Source organism: Streptomyces sp. NPDC026301, assembly GCF_055567935.1.
Window position 1 is genome coordinate 182,553 of the sequence record NZ_JBVHPN010000016.1, and the last position, 21,905, is coordinate 204,457.

General features: G+C 70.9%; 15 protein-coding genes. 13 read left to right on the plus strand and 2 right to left on the minus strand.

Annotated features, from left to right (window positions below):
* The first annotated feature begins 158 nt into the window (after positions 1-158).
* The 10 genes from eccD (at position 159) to ACZ4MH_RS26690 (ending at position 16,401) form a co-directional block, all read left to right on the plus strand.
* A complete protein-coding gene (eccD, locus tag ACZ4MH_RS26645) occupies positions 159-1,622 on the plus strand; it encodes a type VII secretion integral membrane protein EccD (protein WP_351597694.1) in 1,464 nt (487 codons plus the stop codon).
* A gap of 177 nt (positions 1,623-1,799) precedes the next feature.
* Positions 1,800-4,100, plus strand: a complete 2,301-nt coding sequence (locus tag ACZ4MH_RS26650; protein WP_351597697.1) for an outer membrane protein assembly factor BamB family protein — start codon at positions 1,800-1,802, stop codon at positions 4,098-4,100.
* Between the two features lie 64 nt (positions 4,101-4,164).
* Positions 4,165-6,303 (plus strand): outer membrane protein assembly factor BamB family protein, encoded by a 2,139-nt coding sequence (locus tag ACZ4MH_RS26655; protein WP_351597700.1) that lies wholly within the window; start codon positions 4,165-4,167, stop codon positions 6,301-6,303.
* Between the two features lie 3 nt (positions 6,304-6,306).
* Entirely contained in the window at positions 6,307-8,478 is a 2,172-nt protein-coding gene (locus ACZ4MH_RS26660; RefSeq protein ID WP_351597703.1) for a protein kinase domain-containing protein, read from the plus strand.
* Positions 8,479-8,531: 53 nt separating this feature from the next.
* Positions 8,532-10,574: a serine/threonine-protein kinase gene (locus ACZ4MH_RS26665; protein ID WP_467754726.1), complete on the plus strand. Its 2,043-nt coding sequence runs from the start codon at positions 8,532-8,534 to the stop codon at positions 10,572-10,574.
* 179 nt (positions 10,575-10,753) lie between these two features.
* Entirely contained in the window at positions 10,754-11,041 is a 288-nt protein-coding gene (gene rpsO / locus ACZ4MH_RS26670; RefSeq protein WP_006602744.1) for a 30S ribosomal protein S15, read from the plus strand.
* A gap of 480 nt (positions 11,042-11,521) precedes the next feature.
* Positions 11,522-13,741, plus strand: a complete 2,220-nt coding sequence (locus ACZ4MH_RS26675; RefSeq protein ID WP_351600648.1) for a polyribonucleotide nucleotidyltransferase — start codon at positions 11,522-11,524, stop codon at positions 13,739-13,741.
* Positions 13,738-15,117 (plus strand): M16 family metallopeptidase, encoded by a 1,380-nt coding sequence (locus tag ACZ4MH_RS26680; protein WP_351600651.1) that lies wholly within the window; start codon positions 13,738-13,740, stop codon positions 15,115-15,117. Before ACZ4MH_RS26675 ends, ACZ4MH_RS26680 begins: the two co-directional genes overlap by 4 nt.
* Positions 15,118-15,169: 52 nt before the next feature.
* A complete protein-coding gene (gene dapB, locus ACZ4MH_RS26685) occupies positions 15,170-15,922 on the plus strand; it encodes a 4-hydroxy-tetrahydrodipicolinate reductase (RefSeq protein ID WP_351600654.1) in 753 nt (250 codons plus the stop codon).
* A gap of 23 nt (positions 15,923-15,945) precedes the next feature.
* Positions 15,946-16,401: a tetratricopeptide repeat protein gene (locus tag ACZ4MH_RS26690; RefSeq protein ID WP_351600657.1), complete on the plus strand. Its 456-nt coding sequence runs from the start codon at positions 15,946-15,948 to the stop codon at positions 16,399-16,401.
* A gap of 91 nt (positions 16,402-16,492) precedes the next feature.
* On the opposite strand, the gene ACZ4MH_RS26695 is transcribed toward ACZ4MH_RS26690, so the two are convergent.
* Positions 16,493-17,044, minus strand: a complete 552-nt coding sequence (locus tag ACZ4MH_RS26695) for a hypothetical protein (protein WP_351600660.1) — start codon at positions 17,042-17,044, stop codon at positions 16,493-16,495.
* 146 nt (positions 17,045-17,190) lie between these two features.
* A complete protein-coding gene (locus ACZ4MH_RS26700; protein ID WP_030266330.1) occupies positions 17,191-17,436 on the minus strand; it encodes a hypothetical protein in 246 nt (81 codons plus the stop codon).
* 308 nt (positions 17,437-17,744) lie between these two features.
* Between ACZ4MH_RS26700 and thyX the strand changes: the two genes are divergently transcribed.
* From thyX to ACZ4MH_RS26715, 3 genes are all read left to right on the plus strand, one after another.
* Positions 17,745-18,494 carry an FAD-dependent thymidylate synthase gene (gene thyX, locus ACZ4MH_RS26705; protein ID WP_351600665.1) on the plus strand — a complete coding sequence of 250 codons (750 nt, stop codon included), beginning with the start codon at positions 17,745-17,747 and terminating at the stop codon, positions 18,492-18,494.
* Between the two features lie 196 nt (positions 18,495-18,690).
* The gene (dapA, locus tag ACZ4MH_RS26710; RefSeq protein WP_351600668.1) at positions 18,691-19,590 is read left to right on the plus strand and encodes a 4-hydroxy-tetrahydrodipicolinate synthase; all 900 of its coding nucleotides are present in this window, start codon (positions 18,691-18,693) and stop codon (positions 19,588-19,590) included.
* Between the two features lie 148 nt (positions 19,591-19,738).
* The gene (locus ACZ4MH_RS26715) at positions 19,739-21,424 is read left to right on the plus strand and encodes a ribonuclease J (protein WP_351600671.1); all 1,686 of its coding nucleotides are present in this window, start codon (positions 19,739-19,741) and stop codon (positions 21,422-21,424) included.
* Positions 21,425-21,905: the final 481 nt, after the last annotated feature.

The following is a 21,905-nucleotide window of genomic DNA, read 5'->3' on the forward strand; positions in this document are numbered from 1 at the left end:
CTCCGTCCGGTCAGGAGATCCTAGTGGGCAGTGAAGTGACGGATGAGCGCTAGGGTGACGCGCGGTAGCTCCGCGCGACCTTGGGTTGCGACGCGTAGACAGGCGCGTACCCAATTGCGAACTGAGGCGTGAATACCGGGAATGAGGGGGACCAGCAGGTGAGTACGACGGCCACGACGACGGCCGCGGGGGTGTCCACGGGCTTCAGCCGGGTCACGATCGTCGCGCCGGACAGTCGTATCGATGTGGCACTCCCCGACGACATTCCGGCCGCGGACATCTATCCCGAGATCCTGCGGCTGAGCGGGCAGACGCCCGCCGAAGGCGCGCCCGTCGGTTACCACTTGGTGCGCCGGGACGGCAGCGTCCTGGACGGCGCCCGGTCCTTTTCGGCGCAGCGCATCCTCGACGGCGAGGTGCTCATCCTCCGCCCGTTCGGCGAATCGCTGCCGCCCGCCGTCTTCGATGAGGTGTCCGACGCGGTCGCGACCGCCGTCACCCGGGACCGCACGCTGTGGAGCGACGACCTGCTGCGGGTTGCCGGGCTCACCGGCGGCGGGGTGCTGCTGTCGCTGATGGCGCTCGTGCTGTGGTTCGCGGACCCGGTACGCCACGACATGCACGGCCTCGCGGGCATCCTCGCCGCGGTCGCCGGCGTGCTGCTGGTCGCGCTGTCCGCCGTCCGCGCGCGGGTCTACGACGACCGGGCCTCCTCGATCGCCCTGGGGCTCGGCGCCCTGCCGAACGTACTGATCGCCGGCTCCGGGCTGCTTCCGCCTGCCGACGGACACGGCGTGGGACGGCTGCAGTTCCTGCTGGGCTGCGTCGCCGTGCTGATCGCATCGGCGGTACTGATCGCCGCGTCACCGGGCGGCGGCGGACCGTTCGTCGCCGCGGCCTTCGCCGCCGCCGTCGGCACCCTCGCGACCTTCGCCGCCGTCCTCACCGATCTGCGCCCGGTGGACGTCGCGGCGATCTGCGTACCGTTCGTCATCGGCGTCATCGCCTTCCTGCCGGGACTCTCCGCACGTTTCGCGCGGCTGCCGATCGGTTACGAGCCGCCGCGCACCGGCGGCTACGACGATCTGGACGCCTCCGCCGACGGGCCGGGCCCGGTCGACGCCGAGCGCATCGCCGCCCAGGCCCGTCGCGGTCACGACATGCTGGTCGGTCTCGTCGGGGGCTGCGCCGCGGTGCTGACTGTGGCCTCCGGTGTCCTCGGCTTCTCCGACTCCGCGTGGGGCCAGGGCCTCGCCCTCGCCGCCGGCCTGGGGATGCTGCTGCGTGCCCGCCTGTTCCGCTACACCAGCCAGGTCAGCTGCACTCTGGTCGCGGGCCTGGTCGCCCTCGTACTGCTCGCGGTGGGCCTGGCCCTGAACGCGCCGGTCGCGCTGCCGGACGCGCGGAACGCCTTCGACATCCGGATCATCTGGCTGACGGTTACCATCGCCGCCCTCGGGGCCGCGATCACCGCGATCGGCCTCGTCGTCCCCCGCAAGGGCCTCACGCCGTTCTGGGGTCGCACGGCCGAACTCTTCGAAAACCTCGTGCTGTTGTCCTTGGTACCGCTGTGCCTCGCGGTGCTGGACGTGTACGGCACGGTGCGCAGCATGACGAGCTGACGGGGGCGGAGACGGGGACGGGGACGGGGACGGAACACAGCGCCACGGGGGAGGAACGTCATGGAACCGCTACGCCTGGACGATCCGCGGCAGTTCGGGCCGTACCGCGTCATTGGGCGGCTCGATCCTGAGTACTCGGCAGTGCCGGTGCCGGGTCGGCGGTACATCGCTCGGGACGTGAGCGGGAACCGTACGGTGGTCGTCACCGGCCCGCACCCGCAGGCGGCGGACGACCGGGAGCACCGGGTGCGGTTCGCGGCCGAGGCGGAGAACGCCCGCCGAATACGGCAGGCCCATTCGATCCCATGGTCCTGGGCCGTCGACGAGGCCGCGGGCGCGGCCGGCGCAGAGCTGCCCTGGTACGCGGCGCCGTATCTCCCGGCTCTTCCGCTGCCGACCCTGCTGGAGCTGTACGGAGCGCCGCTGCCCGAAGGAACCGTACGGGCTTTGGGCGCTGCCCTGGCCGAGACTCTGGCCGTGCTGCACGCGGCGGGGCAGGCGCACGCAGGAGTCACCCCGGGCGCTGTGCTGGTGGCCGGCGACGGCCCGCGGCTGACCGGCTTCGGGGACGCACGGGCGGCGGCCGCGGACGGCACACCGCGCCGCGGGCTCCCCGGCCTTGCCGCCGACTTCCTGGCCCCCGAACAGCTGACGGGTGGCCGCCCCCGCGCCCTCGGCGACATCTACGCGCTCGGCGCCGTGCTCGCCTATGCGGCGACTGGACGGATCACGCCCGATCCCGGCCGGCTCCCGGTCGGACTGCGCACGACCGTGACGGCCTGCCTCGCGGCCGACCCCGCGCACCGGCCTCAGGCACACGACGTCGCGACGTCGCTGGTCCGCGGCGCACGGCAGCCTGTGGTCGCACCCGGCATCGGCGCTCCCACACCGACCAGCCTCGACGCAACGGCCGGTCAGGCGGCGAGCCTGCTGGGGCCGGGCTGGCTCCCCGGTCGGCTGATCGCCGCGATCGCCGGTCAGTCCGCTGACGTGCTGGCTGCGGAGACGGACGTCACGGAGAGCGAAGCGGCGACGGCTGCGGCCGCCGCAGGCGTCCATCCGGCCACGGAGGAGGTCACCGGACCTCCGACAACGGCCCTGTCCGGGCCGGCCGTAGCGTTGGCCCCCGCCCACGGGGCGGACACCACGCCGCACGGCGCGCCGACGGAGGCCGGAGGTTCGTCCGTCACGCGCTCGCACGTTCCCGCAGCAATCGCCCGCCTCGACTCCTCGCGCCGCGCCCTCCTCCTGGGAACGGCGGCCGGTGCGGCCGGTCTCGCGATCGGCGGTGGCGCCGTTTGGGGTGCGACCTTACCGACCCCCGACCCGCCCACCGCGGCCGAACGCCTCGCTGCCGCCCACCGCACCCGCCACCGGCTCAAGGGTGCACCGCCTCAGCCACGCTGGCGCCACGACCTCAAGGGCCCGGCGCCGCTCTTCCCGCCGTACGTCTGGCGGCAGCGGATCGCGGTCATCACCGGCCGTACCACCGTTGTGGGCCTCGACCTGCGCACGGGCAAACAGCTGTGGAGCCAGGACGCGGTACGGCCGACGGGCGTGGCGGTGGCGATCAACGACGACCTGCTGCTGATTCCGGGCCTGCCGTTCACCGTCCTCGACGCCCGTACCGGCAAGGTCGCCTGGCAGGCGAAGCGGTACGGAAAGGACGGAAACAGCCCGTTCGAGCGGTTGCTGGCGATGGACCGGGACACGGTCTGGTTCGCAGTCGGGGGCGAAGGCGGTGCACAGCGCGTCGCCGTCGCGTACGACACCCGGCACCGCAAGGAGATGTGGCGCAGCCCGCTGGCTGCGGGGTTCATCGACGGGCGGCTCACCGACGACGCACTGGTGGTGACGACGGGAACCGATTCGGGAGAGCCGGCGGACAAGGCGGACGGCGGAGCGCTGCGTTCGACCGCCCTGACCCGTCGGGACGGTTCCGGGCACGGCATCGTGACGTACGACGGCGCCAAGCAGGGACAGCGGGTCACCGCGCACGGCAGCACGCTGATCGTGGCCGCCGGCGACGCCCTTCGAGGCTACGACCTGGGTCATGGCGGAGCGGCCGAGTGGACCGTGCGGCGCCCGACGGCTGCAGGGCAGCGCGTTGTCCCACCGTTCGGGCCGCCCACCGTCCATGACGGCACGGTGTACGCCGCGGACGCCTGGTACATGGTCCACGCTGTCGCGGCCGCTACGGGAGACATCACATGGCAGCGCGACAACGGCTTCCACATGCCGGGCGTACTGCCGCCGCCGGACGTGGTCGTCAGCCCTTCCGGGCACACGGTCGTCATGGCCGGCAACTACGAGGTCGATGCCTTTGACCCCCTCGACGGCGCCCTCCGGTGGCGCTTCGCCGACCTGAACGGCAGTGGCAAACAGGCAGGCGTCCCGCTGCGCCGCAGGGTAGCGCTGACCGACGAGATGGCCGTCGTACTCAGCGGACGCACTGTCTACGCGCTGCCGGCGGACTGACGCAACGGCCCGGCGCGACGAACCGACAGGACCGGGCCGACCGGCCACGACCAGGAAGGAACGCATGGAAGCGGTGCAGCAGGGCGCCGAGCGGCACATCGGCCCGTACCAGGTCCTCCACGAGTGGAGTGGTCAGGACGGTGCTGGTCAGCACGCCGACGCCGATATCCGGTACGCGCTGGCGCGTGACGCGCACAGCGGCCGGGTCCATACGCTTATGCTCCCTGCACACCGATCGGCCGACGACCGTGCGTACGGTGTCCGCTTCCGGGCCGAGGCGGAGAACTCCCGTCGGCTGACCGGTCCGTGGCTCGCTCCTGTGGCCGCCGTCGCACCGCAGGGCACCGAACGCCCGTGGGTCGCCTACGACTGTTTCCCCGCCCTGCCCCTCCCGGCCGCGCTGGCCGCGTGCGGGGGACCGCTGCCCGCCGCCACCGTACGGGCCCTGGGTGCGGTGCTCGCCGAGACGCTGGCCCGCGCACACGCCCAGGGCATGGTGCACGGTGGGATCTCTCGTGCGTCGGTGCTGATCACGCCGTACGGACCGCGGCTGACCGGCTACGGCCTGGTGCGGGCCGCTGCTCTGGACGGCACAGACCGCACCGGAGTGCCGGGCATCGACGCCGCCACCCTGCCGCCCGAGCAGCGGACCGGCGGCCGGCCGCGTCCCCTCGGCGACGTCTTCGCGCTGGGCGCGGTCCTCGCGTACGCCGCGACCGGGCGGACCGTGCTCGACCCCGCGGCACTGCCGGACGAGCTCCGCGACCTTCTGACGGCCTGCTCGGCGCAGGATCCCGAGCAGCGCCCCGTTCCGGCCGTCCTCGCCCGGGAGCTGGCGTTCGGTGGCCCCGCTCCAGGTGCGGATGCGCTCCCCCCGGCCCTCCTCGGTGCGCTGGAGGACCAGAGAACCGCCCATCCGGCCGATATCGGCGGGGCGTTGCACGCCACCCGCCCTGCCGAGGGACCGCGGGCCGCATCCGGCGCGAGCCATCCGCGCCGTGCACTGGTCACGGCCCTCGCCGGAGGCGCCGCCGGGCTGGCCCTGGGCATGGGCGGCGTGGCGGCCGCCCGGGCAGCGGGCGTGGGCCGGCCGACGCCTCGGCGGCCCCTGCTCACGCGCGGATCCGCACCGGCCCCGTTGTGGCGTTACGAGCTGGAAGTCAGCGATCCCGAACCGCAGTTCGTCTGGCGGGGGAAGGTCGCGGCCTTTGACGCGGCCGGCCTCCGGGTCGCCGTGGATCTGCGTACGGGCAAGAAGCTATGGTCGCGGGACGACCTCTACGGCACCAGCATGCCATTGGAGGACGGGTCGATGGTGATGGGAGGCCTGGACGAACTGACCTTCTCCTCGATCCGCACCGGCCGCATCCTCCGGTCCGAGCGGGGCTATGACGGCGTCAAGGAGCCGTCCTTGGGGGAGATCATCGCCTCCCGCGGGCGGACGTTGTGGTTCGGGGGGAGCACGGACGACAACGACATGGTGATCGCCTACGACGTCACAGGACACAAGGAGCTGTGGCGTACCCCGATTCCGCGAAAATTCGTCACCCAGCTGAGCATCGCCCCGACAGACGGCGCGGGGGCGGCGGTGACGACCGAGGACGCGTTGCTGCTGCCCGGTTCGGGCAGCGCCACGGACGAGTCACCGATGGCGTTCCTCGCGCTCGACCGGCGGAGCGGAAAGCGCCTGTGGACGCGGGAGGTCGACGGCTGGCCGGTCAACGACACTGCCGTTCCGTATGTGGTCGATCCGGGCAACCGAGTGGCCTTTGCCTTGGGAGACGGCGTTCATGCCGTCGACCTTTCCAGCGGTGAGCACCTCTGGAAGCACCAGGGCGACAGCCGGATTCCGTACGCGTTGGTGCGGCACGGCAACACGCTGTTCGCGGCGGACTTCCACGGAGGCGCACAGGCCATCGACATGCGCAGCGGCAAGCTCATCTGGCGTCGCCGTCGGTCGAAGAGCTCCCGTTTCGAGAGCATCGACGTCGGCACGGCCGTGAGCCATTCAGGACGCATGTTCCTTCAGAGCAACGGCTCGGAGATCGACGCGCTCGACGCCGCGGACGGCGCCCTGCGCTGGCGCCTCACCCTCTCCGGCAGAGGCAACGAGGCCGCCGGGGCAGGCAGCTTCCTCGGCTCCGCCCCCGGAGCGGTATTCGTCCTGCACACCAATGCCCTCTACGCCCTGCCGGTGGACTGACTCATGGCCTCCCCCCTCACCCACGACGACCCGGCACGCCTGGGCCGCTACACCCTGGTCGCCCGGCTCGGCGGCGGCGGTATGGGCACCGTGTACCTCGGCCGCTCGCCCGGAGGCCGCGCGGTCGCGCTGAAGACCATGCACGCGCCGCTCGCCGGGCAGACGGAGTTCCGTACCCGCTTCCGGCTGGAGGTCGACGCGGCCCGCGTCATCGGCGGCCGGTACGGCGCACAGGTCGTCGACGCCGATCCGCTGGCCGCCACACCCTGGCTGGCCACGGAGTACGTGCTCGGCCCGCCGCTCGACGACGCCGTCGCGCTGTGCGGGCCCCTGCCCGAGGACGCCGTACGGGCGTTGGGTGCCGCTCTGTGCGAGGCGCTCGGCCAGCTTCATGGGTCCGACGTTGTCCACCGCGACCTCAAGCCGTCCAACATCCTGCTCACCGCCGCCGGACCGAAGGTCATCGACTTCGGTATCGCCAAGGCGGCCGGTGACGACCGGCTAACCCGTACGGGCGCCGCGGCCGGTACCCCCGCCTTCATGTCACCCGAACAGGCGACGGCACAGGAACACACCCCGGCGGGCGATGTTTTCGCGCTCGCCGGAGTGCTGGTCTTCGCGGCCACCGGGCGTGCGCCCTTCGGCGGCGGCCAGGCGGCCGACCTGATCTACCGGGTGCGGTACGCCGAGCCCGATCTGGCGGGAGTGCCGGACGGATTGCGGCTGCTCCTCGCCCGATGTCTGGCCAAGAATCCGGCCGAGCGCCCGCACACGGTGGAGCTGGGGCAGGCGCTGGCGGACGGCAATGACGGTGGCACGCACTTCGCCGATCGTCTCCCCGCACCTCTCCTCGCCGATATCGCGCGCCGCAGCGCGGCCGTATGGGAGATCCGCCCGGCCCGGCTGCCCGCGCCGGAAACCGACGACACGGTGGCCCGGAGCGAGGAGGCCGGGCAGCACGGCACCGGCCGGCTGTCCCGCCGTGCGCTGATCGGCGCCGGCGGCGGCGTGCTCGCGGTCGGAGCGATCGGCGGCGGTGTCGCCTGGCTGTCCGCCGACGAATCCGCCCGGGCTCCGAAACCGAAGGGCAGTACAGGCCGCCGCCCCGGCACCGCGCCGGCCATGTCGTGGAAAGTGTCCGTCTCGCGCGACGAGTTCAGGGCGACCGCGCATCCGATCGGCGGCAATGTGGCAGTGGCGGCCGTCGACGGCCTGAGGTTCGTGGACGCACGGACCGGCGCCGAACACGGTAGCAACGAGGACATCACCGATAAGGAGCGCATCGCCTCTGACGGAAAGCGGCTGTTCGCCCTGGATGAAAGCGACAATCCGCACATCGCGCCGGTCGATCCCGTCACCGGCAACCGTCGCACGCCGGTGGCCCGTGTCAAGGACATCGACAGCGGCACGGAACGGCTGCCGGCCGTGAGCAAGGAGTTGTTCCTCGTCCAGGCATCGAACAGCAAGGGCGCCTGGATCATCGCCTACGACAAGCGGACCGGCGGGGAACGCTGGCGCCACTTCATCAGCAAGCGGGCCGCCGAGTCGACCAGGATGATCACTCCGGTCGGCCAACGGCTGATCGTGTCGTCCGACGATGACATCGGCGTGCTCGACGCCCGCAACGGCCTGCAGGTGTGGACCCGCAAGCTGTCCTACTCGAACACCGAGGTTCTGGAGACCGCGGGCCGCCATGCGTACAGCCGGACGCACGTCTTCCTCTACGACCGGGAGCTCCACGCGATACGGCTGAGCGACGGCAAGGCGGGCTGGAACTTCGGCACGGACCGCGAGGTCAGCCGGCGCAAGTCGCTCAAGGACAAGGACCTCTACGGCCCGCCGGCCGTCAAGGACGGCGTCGTGTACTGCATCGAGCGGGAGAGCGGCGTGGTCGCGCTGGAGGAATCCAGCGGAAAGGTCCTCTGGGAACAGAAGAAGAGCGCCGGCCCTGTCCCCAGCTACGCGGCGCAGCCCGCCGTCGGTAAGAAGTACCTCTACACGACGCCCGAGAGCAGCCAGTGGGCCATGGCCATCGACCTGCGCACCCACCGGGCGGCCTGGACGTTCCAAGGCCCGGGCGAGAACGACTACACCGCACGGATGACCGCGCTGCCTGACGCCGGCCGGATCCTCATGGAGGGCGGCATCACCGTCTGCGCCATCCCCCTCGAATAACCGCTCATTCCTCCCTCGCGTGCCCCGCTCGAATCACCCCAGGAGCTCTCCCCATGGACCCCCTCTCCACCGGCGATCCACTCCGCCTGGGCCCGTACCGCCTCCTCGGTGTGCTCGGTGCCGGTGGTATGGGCAAGGTCTACCTCGGCCGGGGCGGGCAGGGGCAGCCGGCCGCGCTGAAGGTACTGCGGCCGGAGCTGGCGCATGACCAGCAGATGGTGCGGCGCTTCCTCCGGGAGGCGCAGGCGGCCCAGGCGGTGACCGGTAAGGGCGTCGCGCGGGTGCTCGGGGCGCAGACCGAGGGCGGACGGCAGTGGATCGCGACCGAATTCCTCGCGGGGCCCACCCTCGACCAGGCCGTGCAGCAGTACGGCCCGCTGCCCGAGTCCGCGGTACGGGTCCTGGCCGGCGAACTTGCCGCGACGCTCGGCGACGTCCACGCCGCCGGCCTGGTCCACCGGGACATCAAGCCCTCGAACATCGTGCTCACCTCCGGCGGGCCCCGGGTCATCGACTTCGGCATCGCCCGCCCCGAGCACGGACTGACGCTGACCAGCACGGGACAGGCCCCCGCGACGCCCGGGTACGGCGCGCCCGAGCAGGTGCTCGGGCAACGCACCGGACCGGCCGGTGACGTCTTCGCGCTGGGCGCGGTGCTCGCCTATGCGGCGAGCGGGCGGAGCGCGTTCACCGGCGGGCACGTGGCCGCAGTGCAGTACGAGGTGGTCCACGGCGAGCCGGACCTGAGCGCGGTCCCGGGAGCCCTTCGGCAGCCGATCGCATACTGCCTCGCCAAGGACCCTGCCGCCCGCCCCAGCCCTGTATGGCTCGCCCGCGCCCTGACACCACCGCGCCGCCCCGCCCTTCCCTGGAAGAACGGCCCGCTCGCGGCCGAGATCACCCAGCGTGAGGAACATGCCCGCCGGCTCGCCGAAATGCCCGGTGCCGAAGCCGCCGGCGTGCCCCGGCGCAGGCTGCTCGGCGCCTTCGCGGCCGGCGGCGCCGTCCTGCTCGCGGGGGGCGGCGGCGCCCTATGGTGGGCCCTGCGCGGCCAGGAAGCGGACGGTGGCCGCCAGCCCTGGGACGCCGAGCCGCTGTCCACGTACGCCCCGGGGGCCGTGCCCGAACCGCTCTGGAGCCGGCCCGGCGTCGCCCACGCCGAGGCGCCCGCACCCCTGCCGGTGCGCGGTGTCGTCGTGATCGCTGCGCCGAGCGGCGTGCTGCGCGCGTACGCCGTGACGGACGGGAAGCACCGCTGGACCTCGCCGTCCGCCGCCACGGCGGCCGGTGCCCTCAAGACCCCCGACGGCACGGTGCTCACCGCCGCCCCCGACGGCACCCTGCTCGCACTCGGCGCGGCGGACGGCAAGCGGCTCTGGTCGGTCCGCGACGCCGACGCCGAGCGCCTGCTGGCCGCCGACGACGCGGCGGTCTACGTCCTCACCGGCAGCGGCCGGATCCGTGCGATCGGCCTGGAGGAGCACACGGTCAGCTGGACAGTGCCCGCACCCGTGGCCGCCGCAGAGGCCGCCGTGGGTGCTGCGCTCGCGGCCGAGCGCCTCGTCCTGCACGGCACCGACGGGCGTGTGGCGGCGCTGGAGACCGGCCGCGGTGGGACCGCGTGGGGACCGCGGAAACAGGGCGGAAAGGCCCTGACACCGGCCGTCGCGGACGGCATGGTGTACCTGGGCGGCAGCAGCCTCACGGCGCTCTCGCTCAAGGACGGCGCGCGAAAGTGGGCGCAGCCGGTGGACGGCGAGGACGGCTGCGGCGCGCCCGTCCCGAGCGGCGGATCCCTGTACGTCGCCCAGGGCGGCGAGCTGTCAGCGCGCCGACCCAAGGACGGCTCGGTGGCATGGACCCTCCCGATGAACCTCTCCGAGGCGTCCGTGGGACCGTCCCTTGCGATCGGCCACAGCGTCTGGCTCGCGGACGGTGAGGAAGGGGAGAACGGCGTCTCGACCGCCGACACCCGCTCCGGTGCCCTGGCCTGGACCTACGCCCCCGGCACCCGAGGCCCCTGGCACCTCGCCACCGCCGACAACCGCGTCTTCCTCCTCCAGGCCGGTACCCTCACCGCCATGCCCGTCTTCTGACGCGGCGGGGCGGAGGACCGGGGGACCGGGGAGGAGAGCCCCCTGACCGGCCGCTCGCTGCGGACGGTCACGAGCAGTCATCACGCCCTGATACCCTTGCCACGCCGACCGAGTAATCGAAGAACCCCTGTGAAGTGGACCAGGGGCGCTCGGCGGGTGAGAATCCTAAGGAGTACCGCGTGTCGCTCGACGCCGCTACGAAGAAGCAGATCATGGCCGAGTTCGCCACCAAGGAGGGTGACACCGGCTCCCCCGAGGTTCAGGTCGCCATGCTCTCGCGTCGCATCTCGGACCTGACCGAGCACCTGAAGACCCACAAGCACGACCACCACTCCCGCCGTGGTCTGCTGCTGCTGGTCGGCCAGCGCCGCCGCCTGCTGCAGTACCTGGCGAAGAAGGACATCACGCGCTTCCGTGCGCTGGTCGAGCGCCTCGGCATCCGCCGCGGCGCGGCGGGCGCCAAGTAAGACGTCGTGAGGGGAGCGGTTCCCGGGGCCGGGAGCCGCTCCCTTTGCCGTACGCGCGGGCGGTTCGCCGTGTACGGCGTACGCGCGGACACCCCGCGCGCCACACACCGGACGCTTCACCACCCCCTGGTGGACGGAAGCTTTGTAGTCTGGTCCCACAACGCCATACCGACGGCGCAGCAACGGCAGCGCCGTGGCCGCGCGCCGAGCTCACAGCCGGCGCGCTGTGCAGACAACGCAATAACGCGACAACGCAATACGCGACGACGCAAAAAGCGATAACGCAATACGCGATAACGCCATAGCGAAAGCGGTGGGGCGCCCCTCAGCCGCCGGTCCTCGGTAGTGGCCTCCGGTGACGCGCACGGCCTCCGGGCCCACGCACCGGGTGCTTCGATCGAAGACCGGCCCGCACCGGCGCTCCACCGAAGACGGTCCCCTGCCACACGGGCAGCGGACGCAGACGAGGAGATATTCCTGGTGGAGAACGAGACCCACTACGCCGAGGCCGTCATCGACAACGGCTCCTTCGGCACCCGTACCATCCGCTTCGAGACGGGCCGCCTGGCCAAGCAGGCCGCCGGCTCCGCCGTGGCGTACCTGGACGACGACACCATGGTGCTGTCGGCCACCAGCGCGTCGAAGACGCCCAAGGACCAGCTCGACTTCTTCCCCCTGACGGTGGACGTCGAAGAGCGCATGTACGCGGCCGGCAAGATCCCCGGCTCCTTCTTCCGCCGTGAGGGCCGGCCCTCCGAGGACGCGATCCTCACCTGCCGCCTGATCGACCGGCCGCTGCGCCCCTCCTTCAAGAAGGGCCTGCGCAACGAGATCCAGATCGTCGAGACGATCATGGCGCTCAACCCCGACCACCTGTACGACGTGGTCGCGATCAACGCTGCGTCCTGCTCGACGCAGCTGGCGGGCCTGCCCTTCTCCGGCCCGATCGGCGGCACCCGTGTCGCGCTGATCAACGGCCAGTGGGTTGCCTTCCCGACGCACACCGAGCTCGAGGACGCCGTCTTCGACATGGTCGTCGCCGGTCGCGTCCTCCCGGACGGCGACGTCGCGATCATGATGGTCGAGGCCGAGGCCACCGAGAAGACCATCGAGCTCGTCAAGGGCGGCGCCGAGGCGCCGACCGAGGAGGTCGTGGCCGCCGGTCTCGAGGCCGCGAAGCCCTTCATCAAGGTGCTGTGCAAGGCCCAGTCGGACCTGGCCGCCAAGGCCGCCAAGCCGGTCGGCGAGTTCCCGGTCTTCCTCGACTTCCAGGACGACGTCCTGGAGGCGCTGACCGCGGCCGTCAAGGACGAGCTGTCCCAGGCGCTGACCATCGCCGGCAAGCAGGACCGCGAGGCCGAGCTGGACCGCGTCAAGGCGGTGGCCGCCGAGAAGCTGCTCCCGCAGTTCGAGGGCCGCGAGAAGGAGATCTCCGCCGCCTACCGCGCGCTGACCAAGTCCCTCGTGCGTGAGCGCGTCATCAAGGACAAGGTCCGCATCGACGGCCGTGGCGTGACGGACATCCGTACGCTCGCCGCCGAGGTCGAGGCCATCCCGCGCGTGCACGGCTCGGCGCTGTTCGAGCGCGGCGAGACCCAGATCCTGGGTGTCACCACGCTGAACATGCTCCGCATGGAGCAGCAGCTGGACACGCTGTCGCCGGTGACGCGCAAGCGCTACATGCACAACTACAACTTCCCGCCGTACTCGGTCGGCGAGACCGGCCGCGTGGGCTCGCCCAAGCGCCGCGAGATCGGCCACGGTGCGCTCGCCGAGCGCGCCATCGTGCCGGTGCTGCCGACGCGCGAGGAGTTCCCCTACGCGATCCGTCAGGTGTCCGAGGCCCTCGGCTCCAACGGTTCGACCTCGATGGGCTCGGTCTGCGCCTCGACGATGTCGCTGCTGAACGCCGGTGTGCCGCTCAAGGCCCCGGTCGCCGGCATCGCCATGGGCCTGATCTCCCAGGAGATCGACGGCAAGACGCACTACGTCGCCCTCACCGACATCCTCGGTGCGGAGGACGCGTTCGGCGACATGGACTTCAAGGTCGCCGGTACGAAGCAGTTCGTCACCGCCCTGCAGCTGGACACCAAGCTGGACGGTATTCCGGCGTCGGTGCTGGCCGCGGCCCTGAAGCAGGCCCGTGACGCGCGTCTGCACATCCTGGACGTGATGAACGAGGCGATCGACGTTCCGGACGAGATGTCCCCGAACGCGCCGCGGATCATCACCGTCAAGATCCCGGTGGACAAGATCGGTGAGGTCATCGGCCCCAAGGGCAAGATGATCAACCAGATCCAGGAGGACACCGGCGCCGACATCACGATCGAGGACGACGGCACCATCTACATCGGTGCCGCCGACGGCCCGGCCGCCGAGGCCGCCCGTACGACGATCAACGGCATCGCCAACCCGACCATGCCGGAGGTCGGCGAGCGTTACCTGGGCACGGTCGTGAAGACGACCACCTTCGGTGCGTTCGTGTCCCTGCTCCCGGGCAAGGACGGCCTGCTGCACATCTCGCAGATCCGCAAGCTCGCCGGTGGCAAGCGCGTGGAGAACGTCGAGGACGTGCTCGCGGTCGGCGCCAAGGTGCAGGTCGAGATCGCCGAGATCGACCAGCGCGGCAAGCTCTCCCTGATCCCCGTGATCGAGGGCGAGGAAGGCGACGAGGAGAAGAAGGACGACGCCGCCAAGTGACGTCCCGTACTTCCCGGACGACGGCCCGCACCTCTTCGGAGGGGCGGGCCGTCGCCCGTACCCAAACGCTTCTCAAGGGCGAGGGCGGCGCGGGCACCGTCCGCAGGACCGTCCTCCCCGGCGGCCTGCGCGTCGTCACCGAGACCCTGCCGTCCGTACGGTCGGTGACCTTCGGGATCTGGGCGAACGTCGGCTCCCGCGACGAGACACCGGCCCTGAACGGCGCCACCCACTATCTGGAACACCTGCTCTTCAAGGGCACGGAGCAGCGCAGCGCGCTGGACATCTCCGCCGCGATCGACGCGGTCGGCGGCGAGATGAACGCCTTCACCGCGAAGGAGTACACCTGCTACTACGCGCGGGTCCTCGACGCGGACCTGCCGCTGGCCATCGACGTCGTCTGCGACATGCTCACCGGCTCGCTGATCCGCGAGGACGACGTGGACGTGGAGCGGGGCGCGATCCTCGAAGAGATCGCCATGACGGACGACGACCCGGGCGACTGCGTGCACGATCTCTTCGCGCACACCATGCTCGGGGACAGCCCGCTCGGCCGCCCCGTGCTCGGCACCGTCGACACGGTCAACGCCCTGGACGCGAGCCGCATACGGCGCTTCTACAAGAAGCACTACGACCCGACCCGCCTGGTCGTCACCGCGGCCGGCAACGTCGACCACGCCAAGGTCGTCCGCCAGGTCCGCCGCGCCTTCGAGAAGGCCGGTGCGCTGGACCGCACGGACGCGGTGCCGATGGACCCGCGCGGCGGCACGAAGGCGATCCGCGCGGCGGGCCGGGTCGAGGTGCTGGGCCGCAAATCCGAGCAGGCACACGTGATACTCGGCATGCCCGGGATGCCGCGCACGGACGAGCGGCGCTGGGCCATGGGCGTACTGAACACCGCGCTCGGCGGCGGCATGAGCTCGCGCCTCTTCCAGGAGGTGCGGGAGAAGCGCGGGCTGGCCTACAGCGTGTACTCCTACACCTCGGGCTACGCGGACTGCGGGCTCTTCGGCGTGTACGCGGGCTGCCGGCCCAGCCAGGTGCACGACGTGCTGAAGATCTGCCGGGACCAGCTGGACGAGGTCGCCGAGCACGGCCTGTCCGACGAGGAGGTCGAGCGGGCCATCGGGCAGCTGCGCGGTTCCACGGTCCTCGGCCTGGAGGACACCGGCGCGCTGATGAACCGTATCGGCAAGAGCGAGCTGTGCTGGGGCGACCAGATGTCGGTGGACGACATGCTCGCCCGGATGGCGGCCGTGACCCCGGACGACGTCCGCGAGGTCGCGCGCGATGTACTGGGGCGGCGCCCTTCGCTGTCCGTCATCGGACCGATGAAGGACCGGCAGACCGCCCGGCTGCACGAAGCGGTCGCCTGATCGCATCCGGCGGTCCCCGGACCGCGCCACAACCGTGAAGGAAGCAAGGACGATGAGCAAGCTGCGCGTGGCTGTGATCGGCGCCAAGGGCCGGATCGGCTCCGAGGCCGTCAAGGCGGTCGAGGCCGCCGAGGACATGGAGCTGGTGGCGGCGCTGGGCCGCGAGGACAAGCTGGAGACGCTGGTCGAGGCCGGCGCCCAGGTCGCGGTCGAGCTGACCCACCCCGGCGCCGTCATGGGCAACCTCGACTTCTGCGTACGGCACGGCATCCACGGGGTGGTCGGCACCACCGGCTGGACCGAGGAGCGCCTCGCGCAGCTGCGGACCTGGCTGAACGCCGCGCCGCAGGTCGGCGTGCTCATCGCGCCGAACTTCTCCATCGGCGCGGTGCTGACCATGCAGTTCGCGCAGCAGGCGGCCCGCTTCTTCGAGTCGGTGGAGGTCATCGAGCTGCACCACCCGAACAAGGCGGACGCCCCGTCCGGTACGGCAGCGCGCACCGCCGAGCTGATCGCCGCGGCCCGCGAGAAGGCCGGCAGCGCGCCGATGCCGGACGCCACCGCGACGGCACTGGACGGCGCCCGCGGCGCGGACGTGGCGGGCGTGCCCGTGCACTCCGTACGGCTGCGCGGCCTGCTGGCCCACCAGGAGGTACTGCTCGGCGGCGAGGGCGAGACCCTCACCATCCGGCACGACTCCCTGCACCACTCCAGCTTCATGCCGGGCATCCTGCTCGGCGCGCGGCGCGTGGTGGACACTCCCGGCCTGACCATGGGCCTGGAGAACTTCCTCGACCTTGCCTGACGGGCAGTAGGGCAGTACGTACAGTGCGCGCAAAGATCACTTACTTCGTCCTCGCGGCGGTCCTGGTCGTCTACTTCGTCCTGGTCGGCGACCGTGGTGTGCTGCTCATCCAGCAGGGCACCCCGGTCACGGTCGTTTTCGGCGTCGCCGTCCTCGTCCTGCCGCTGATCGGGGTGTGGTTCCTCTGGCACACCACCCAGTTCGCCCGGAAGGCCGGGCTGCTGGCGAAGGAGCTGGAGGCCGAGGGCGGGCTGCCCGTCGACGAGCTGCGGCGGACGCCGAGCGGCCGCATCGACCGGGACGCCGCCGACGAGGTCTTCGAACGGCGGCGGGCCGAGGCCGAGGCGGCGCCGGAGGACTGGCGGGCGTGGTTCCGGCTGGCGATCGCCTACCACGACGCACGGGACACCCCGCGCGCGCGGAAGGCGATGCAGCGGGCGATCGCCTTGCACGACGGGAAGCCGGTACGGGCCGCCTGAGGTGGGCACGTACGGGACCGTACAGCGCTGAACGGGGCGCGGGCCTTTCGGCCTGCGCCCCGTTCGCGTACGTGCGCTCCTGCCGCGGCCGTCAGCCGCGGTAGTCCATGGCCCACGCCTCGACCGTGTCCGCCGCCCGGTTGAACGCTCCTGGGCGGGACAGAAAGTCGCCGTTGTGGTCGGTGAAGAGCGTCCGCGGCTCGCCGTCGCCCGGGCCGCCGATCAGCAGCGCCTGGCCCTGGACCGTCCGCGGCAGGCCCAGCCAGCGGACCGGCTGCTGCACCGTACGGACCGAGGTGACGGCGCTCCACGGGAGCGTCGTCGTCCGTACCAGGCGTACCTGGCGCAGCCCCGCCGCGCTCACCCAGACGCCGATCCGCAGCAGCCGCAGCGCGCACGCGATGATCACGACGGCCAGCACGACACACACCGCGGCACCGACCGGCGCCCCGGCCAGCCCGATGATCAGCGCGGACAGCAGGACGAAGGAGGCGAGCAGCAGAAACACCGCCGCCGCCCCCACCCGCCACGGTCCTGGGCGGTAGGGACGGCGCCAGTGATCACGCTCGTCGTACGGAAGGGGCGCCGGGTCTCCGGCGTCCCCGTCGAGGTCGCGGTCGGCCGTCAGGAAGGGCAGGGGCACGGCAGATCCTCACTCACGGCCCGTGTTACGCACGGGCACACGGTCGAAAGCTGTGACCGGTGAGGCTAGCGGCAGCAGGACGGCCGGAACCAATCCTGTGCCGGACCGCCGGGCTGCCCGCCCGAACGGCGCAACGCACAGCCGGCTCAGCGGCCGTGCGCGACCTCGGACTGGTGGGTCGTATTCGGCCCGCCTACCGTGTCCTGCTGCAGGGCGGGAACGCCGAACAGCAGAGAGCCGGTCAGACCGGCGACTACGGTGAGACCCAGCAGGGTGCGGCCGAAGATCTGCGAACGGCTCGCCCGCTGGCGCGGCGGAGGGGTGACATTGCTGCGGAACCGGTCTGCCTCGGCGACAAAGGCGAACGGGACGGGCTCTCGCCGGCGGAACATGAGCGGGCTCTCCTAGGAACCTCGAAGTGGGCAGTGTCACATGGTTCAACGTCACAGGCACCTGTGAGGTGCCCGTTTTCCGTGACTTCTGTGAAAAATATCAACTGCCGTGCGTGCAGTCCGCACCGGGGGTCCCTTTTGGGTCCCTTTTGTCGCATCGCGCCGCATCACAGCGCATTTCCGGGCTTGTCAGTGGCGGGCCGTAGGCTTGGCGCGCCCGGGCGATGAGCAGCAGGAGCGCCGCAGCAGACGGCGGCTGACGGACGGGCGCACGCCGCAGCAAGACGTACGAAACGAAAGGACCGCCGGTGTCCCACACCCCCGCCGAGAGCGCCGAGAGCGCACCCCCCGCATTCCGCAGCGAGGTGACGGTCGAGCTGGTCAAGCACGCCGCCGGCGACAGCGACGTCCTGTGGGCCGCGCGGGTCTCCACCGCAGGCGAGCAGTCCCTCGAGGAGCTGCAGAAGGACCCCGAGCGCTCCAAGGGCCTGATCAACTACCTGATGCGCGACCGGCACGGCAGCCCGTTCGAGCACAACAGCATGACCTTCTTCATCAGCGCCCCGATCTTCGTGTTCCGCGAGTTCATGCGGCACCGCGTGGGCTGGTCGTACAACGAGGAGTCCGGCCGCTACCGCCAGCTGGAGCCGGTCTTCTACGTCCCCGCGACCGACCGCAAGCTCGTCCAGCAGGGCCGCCCCGGCAAGTACGTGTTCGTCGAGGGCACCGAGGAGCAGCACGAGCTGACCACTCGGACGATGGAGGACTCCTACCGCCAGGCGTACGCGGCGTATCAGGAGATGCTGGCGGCCGGCGTCGCCCGCGAGGTCGCCCGTTCGGTCCTGCCCGTGGGCCTCTTCTCCTCCATGTACGCCACCTGCAACGCCCGCTCCCTGATGCACTTCCTGGGCCTGCGCACGCAGCACGAGCAGGCGAAGGTGCCGTCCTTCCCGCAGCGCGAGATCGAGATGGTCGGCGAGCAGATGGAGGCCCACTGGGCCAAGCTCATGCCGCTCACGTACGCCGCCTTCAACGCGAACGGGCGGGTCGCTCCGTAAGGCGCGCGAGGGAGATCTCCGCGGCCCGACGGAGGGTCACGCCGGAAGGTGTCCGTATTGCGGCGTTTTGAGAAATTCCTCTACGCTGAACACACGGATCCGGCACTGCCTGAACCCCCGAGCAGGCAGTGCCGGGTCCACATCCCGGCCTCCCCAGGGGAGCAACCAGCGGTGAGCTACGAGTAGCGTGGGACCCATGGCTCCGACTTCCACACCGCAGACCCCCTTCGGGCGGGTACTGACCGCCATGGTCACGCCCTTCACGGCGGATGGCGCTCTCGACCTCGACGGCGCGCAGCGGCTCGCCGCCCACCTGGTGGACGCCGGTAATGACGGCCTCGTCGTCAACGGCACCACCGGAGAGTCCCCGACCACCAGCGATGCGGAGAAAGCCCAGCTGGTGCGGGCCGTGGTCGAAGCGGTGGGAGACCGCGCCTTTGTCGTCGCCGGAGCCGGCACGAACGACACCCACCACAGCCTGGAGCTGGCCCGCGCCGCCCAGGACGCCGGCGCACACGGCCTCCTCGCCGTCACGCCGTACTACAGCAAGCCGCCGCAGGAAGGTCTCTTCCGGCACTTCTCGGCGATCGCCGACGCCACCGACCTGCCGGTCATGCTCTACGACATCCCCGGCCGCAGCGGCGTACCGATCAACACCGAGACCATGGTCCGGCTGGCCGAGCACCCGCGCATCGTCGCCAACAAGGACGCCAAGGGCGACCTCGGCCGTGCCAGCTGGGCCATCGCCCGCTCCGGCCTCGCCTGGTACAGCGGCGACGACATGCTGAACCTCCCGCTGCTCTCGGTCGGCGCCATCGGCTTCGTCTCGGTCGTCGGCCACGTCGTGACGCCCGAGCTGCGCGCCCTCCTGGAAGCGCACGTGACCGGCGACGTCACGAAGGCGAAGGAGATCCACCAGAAGCTGCTGCCGGTCTTCACCGGCATGTTCCGCACCCAGGGCGTCATCACGACCAAGGCGGCGCTCAGCCTCCAGAGCCTGCCCGGCGGGCCGCTGCGGCTGCCCCTGGTCGAGCTCTCGCCCGAGGAGACGGACCAGCTCAAGGTCGATCTCGCCGCCGGCGGGGTACACCTGTAGGACCAGACTTCACAACTGAATACGGCTCGCGCGACCCCGACGGTCGTCACAGCTGAGGACGAACATCACAGCCACAACAGCAAGTGCACGAATGTCATGCGCGCCACGTGCCTCAAGGGCCCGTGGCGCGTGTGGTGAGGAGAGTCTTTTGAGTCATCCGCATCCCGAACTCGGCGCCCCGCCGAAGCTTCCCGAGGGCGGCCTGCGCGTCACGCCCCTGGGCGGCCTGGGCGAGATCGGCCGCAACATGACCGTCTTCGAATACGACGGCCGGCTACTGATCGTCGACTGCGGAGTGCTCTTCCCCGAGGAGGAGCAGCCCGGAATCGACCTGATCCTGCCGGACTTCTCATCGATCAGGGACCGCCTCGACGACATCGAGGGCATCGTGCTCACGCACGGCCACGAGGATCACATCGGCGCGGTCCCCTACCTGCTCCGTGAGAAGCCGGACATCCCGCTGATCGGCTCCAAGCTGACCCTCGCCCTGATCGAGGCCAAGCTCCAGGAGCACCGCATCCGGCCGTACACGCTGGAGGTCGTCGAAGGCCACCGCGAGCGCATCGGCCCCTTCGACTGCGAATTCGTCGCGGTCAACCACTCCATCCCGGACGCCCTCGCGGTCGCCATCCGCACCCCCGCGGGCATGGTCGTCCACACCGGTGACTTCAAGATGGACCAGCTCCCGCTGGACCGTCGGCTCACCGACCTCCCCACGTTCGCCAAGCTCGGCGAGGAGGGCATCGACCTCCTCCTCTCGGACTCCACGAACGCCGAGGTACCGGGGTTCGTACCGCCCGAGCGCGACATCTCCAACGTGCTGCGCCAGGTCTTCGCGACCGCCCAGAAGCGCATCATCGTGGCGAGCTTCGCCAGCCACGTGCACCGCATCCAGCAGATCTGCGACGCGGCGCACGAGTACGGGCGCCGGGTCGCCTTCGTCGGCCGCTCGATGGTCCGGAACATGGGCATCGCCCGTGAGCTGGGCTATCTGAACGTGCCCGCCGGCCTCGTCGTCGAGGTCAAGACCCTCGACGACCTCCCGGACGACGAGATCGTGCTGGTCTGCACGGGCTCGCAGGGCGAGCCGATGGCGGCGCTCTCCCGGATGGCGAACCGCGATCACCAGATCCGCATCGTCCCGGGCGACACGGTGATCCTGGCGTCGTCGCTCATCCCGGGCAACGAGAACGCCGTCTACCGCGTGATCAACGGGCTCACCCGATGGGGCGCCAACGTTGTCCACAAGGGCAACGCCAAGGTGCACGTCTCGGGCCACGCCTCGGCCGGCGAGCTGCTGTACTTCTACAACATCTGCAAGCCGAAGAATCTGATGCCGGTGCACGGCGAATGGCGCCACCTGCGGGCCAACGCCGAACTGGGCGCGCTCACGGGTGTGCCGAAGGACCACATCGTCATCGCCGAGGACGGCGTGGTCGTCGACCTGGTCGACGGCAAGGCGCGGATCACCGGCAAGGTCCAGGCGGGATACGTGTACGTCGACGGCCTCTCGGTCGGCGATGTCACGGAGAGCGCCCTGAAGGACCGCCGCATCCTCGGCGACGAGGGCATCATCTCCGTCTTCGTCGTGGTCGACAGCACCACGGGCAAGATCACCGGCGGGCCGCACATCCAGGCCCGCGGCTCCGGCATCGACGACGCCGACTTCGGCGGCGTCCTGCCGAAGCTCGACGAGGCGATGGCGAAGTCCGCCCAGGACGGCGTCATGGAGCCGCACCAGCTGCAGCAGCTCGTGCGCCGCGCCGTCGGCAAGTGGGTGTCGGACAACTACCGCCGCCGGCCGATGATCCTGCCGGTCGTCGTGGAGGTCTGACGGTCCGTCGGATGTACGCGTGGAGCGGGGCGCCCGGATTTGCATCCAGGAGCCCCGCTCCAGTACGTTTACGGCTCCGCCCGAGGGGAACTGGGAACGCCTACGCGTCCCGAGACCCACGGGCGTCGTCCCCCGAAAGGGAGGCGGAAATCCGGCCCAGAGAAATCTGATAAAGTCGGATCAGCCGAAAGGCAAGGCCACTCCAACGGCCACCGGAAACAAATTCGGACCCGAAAGGGAACGAAAACGGATCTGGTAAGATCGGAACCGCGAAGAAGCCGAAAGGCCGAAACGCACCGGCGAAAATCGGGCCCGCAAGGATCTGATAGAGTCGGAAACGCAAGACCGAAGGGAAGCGCCCGGAGGAAAGCCCGCGAGGGTGAGTACAAAGGAAGCGTCCGTTCCTTGAGAACTCAACAGCGTGCCAAAAGTCAACGCCAGATATGTTGATACCCCGTCTCCAGCACTAGCTGGGACGAGG

Coding starts and splice junctions, on each gene's coding strand:
- dapB (WP_351600654.1), top strand. CDS start 15,170: ATGAGCAAGCTGCGCGTGGCTGTGATCGGCGCCAAGGGCCGGATCGGC.
- ACZ4MH_RS26665 (WP_467754726.1), top strand. CDS start 8,532: ATGGACCCCCTCTCCACCGGCGATCCACTCCGCCTGGGCCCGTACCGC.
- ACZ4MH_RS26700 (WP_030266330.1), bottom strand. CDS start 17,436: ATGTTCCGCCGGCGAGAGCCCGTCCCGTTCGCCTTTGTCGCCGAGGCA.
- ACZ4MH_RS26655 (WP_351597700.1), top strand. CDS start 4,165: ATGGAAGCGGTGCAGCAGGGCGCCGAGCGGCACATCGGCCCGTACCAG.
- ACZ4MH_RS26660 (WP_351597703.1), top strand. CDS start 6,307: ATGGCCTCCCCCCTCACCCACGACGACCCGGCACGCCTGGGCCGCTAC.
- dapA (WP_351600668.1), top strand. CDS start 18,691: ATGGCTCCGACTTCCACACCGCAGACCCCCTTCGGGCGGGTACTGACC.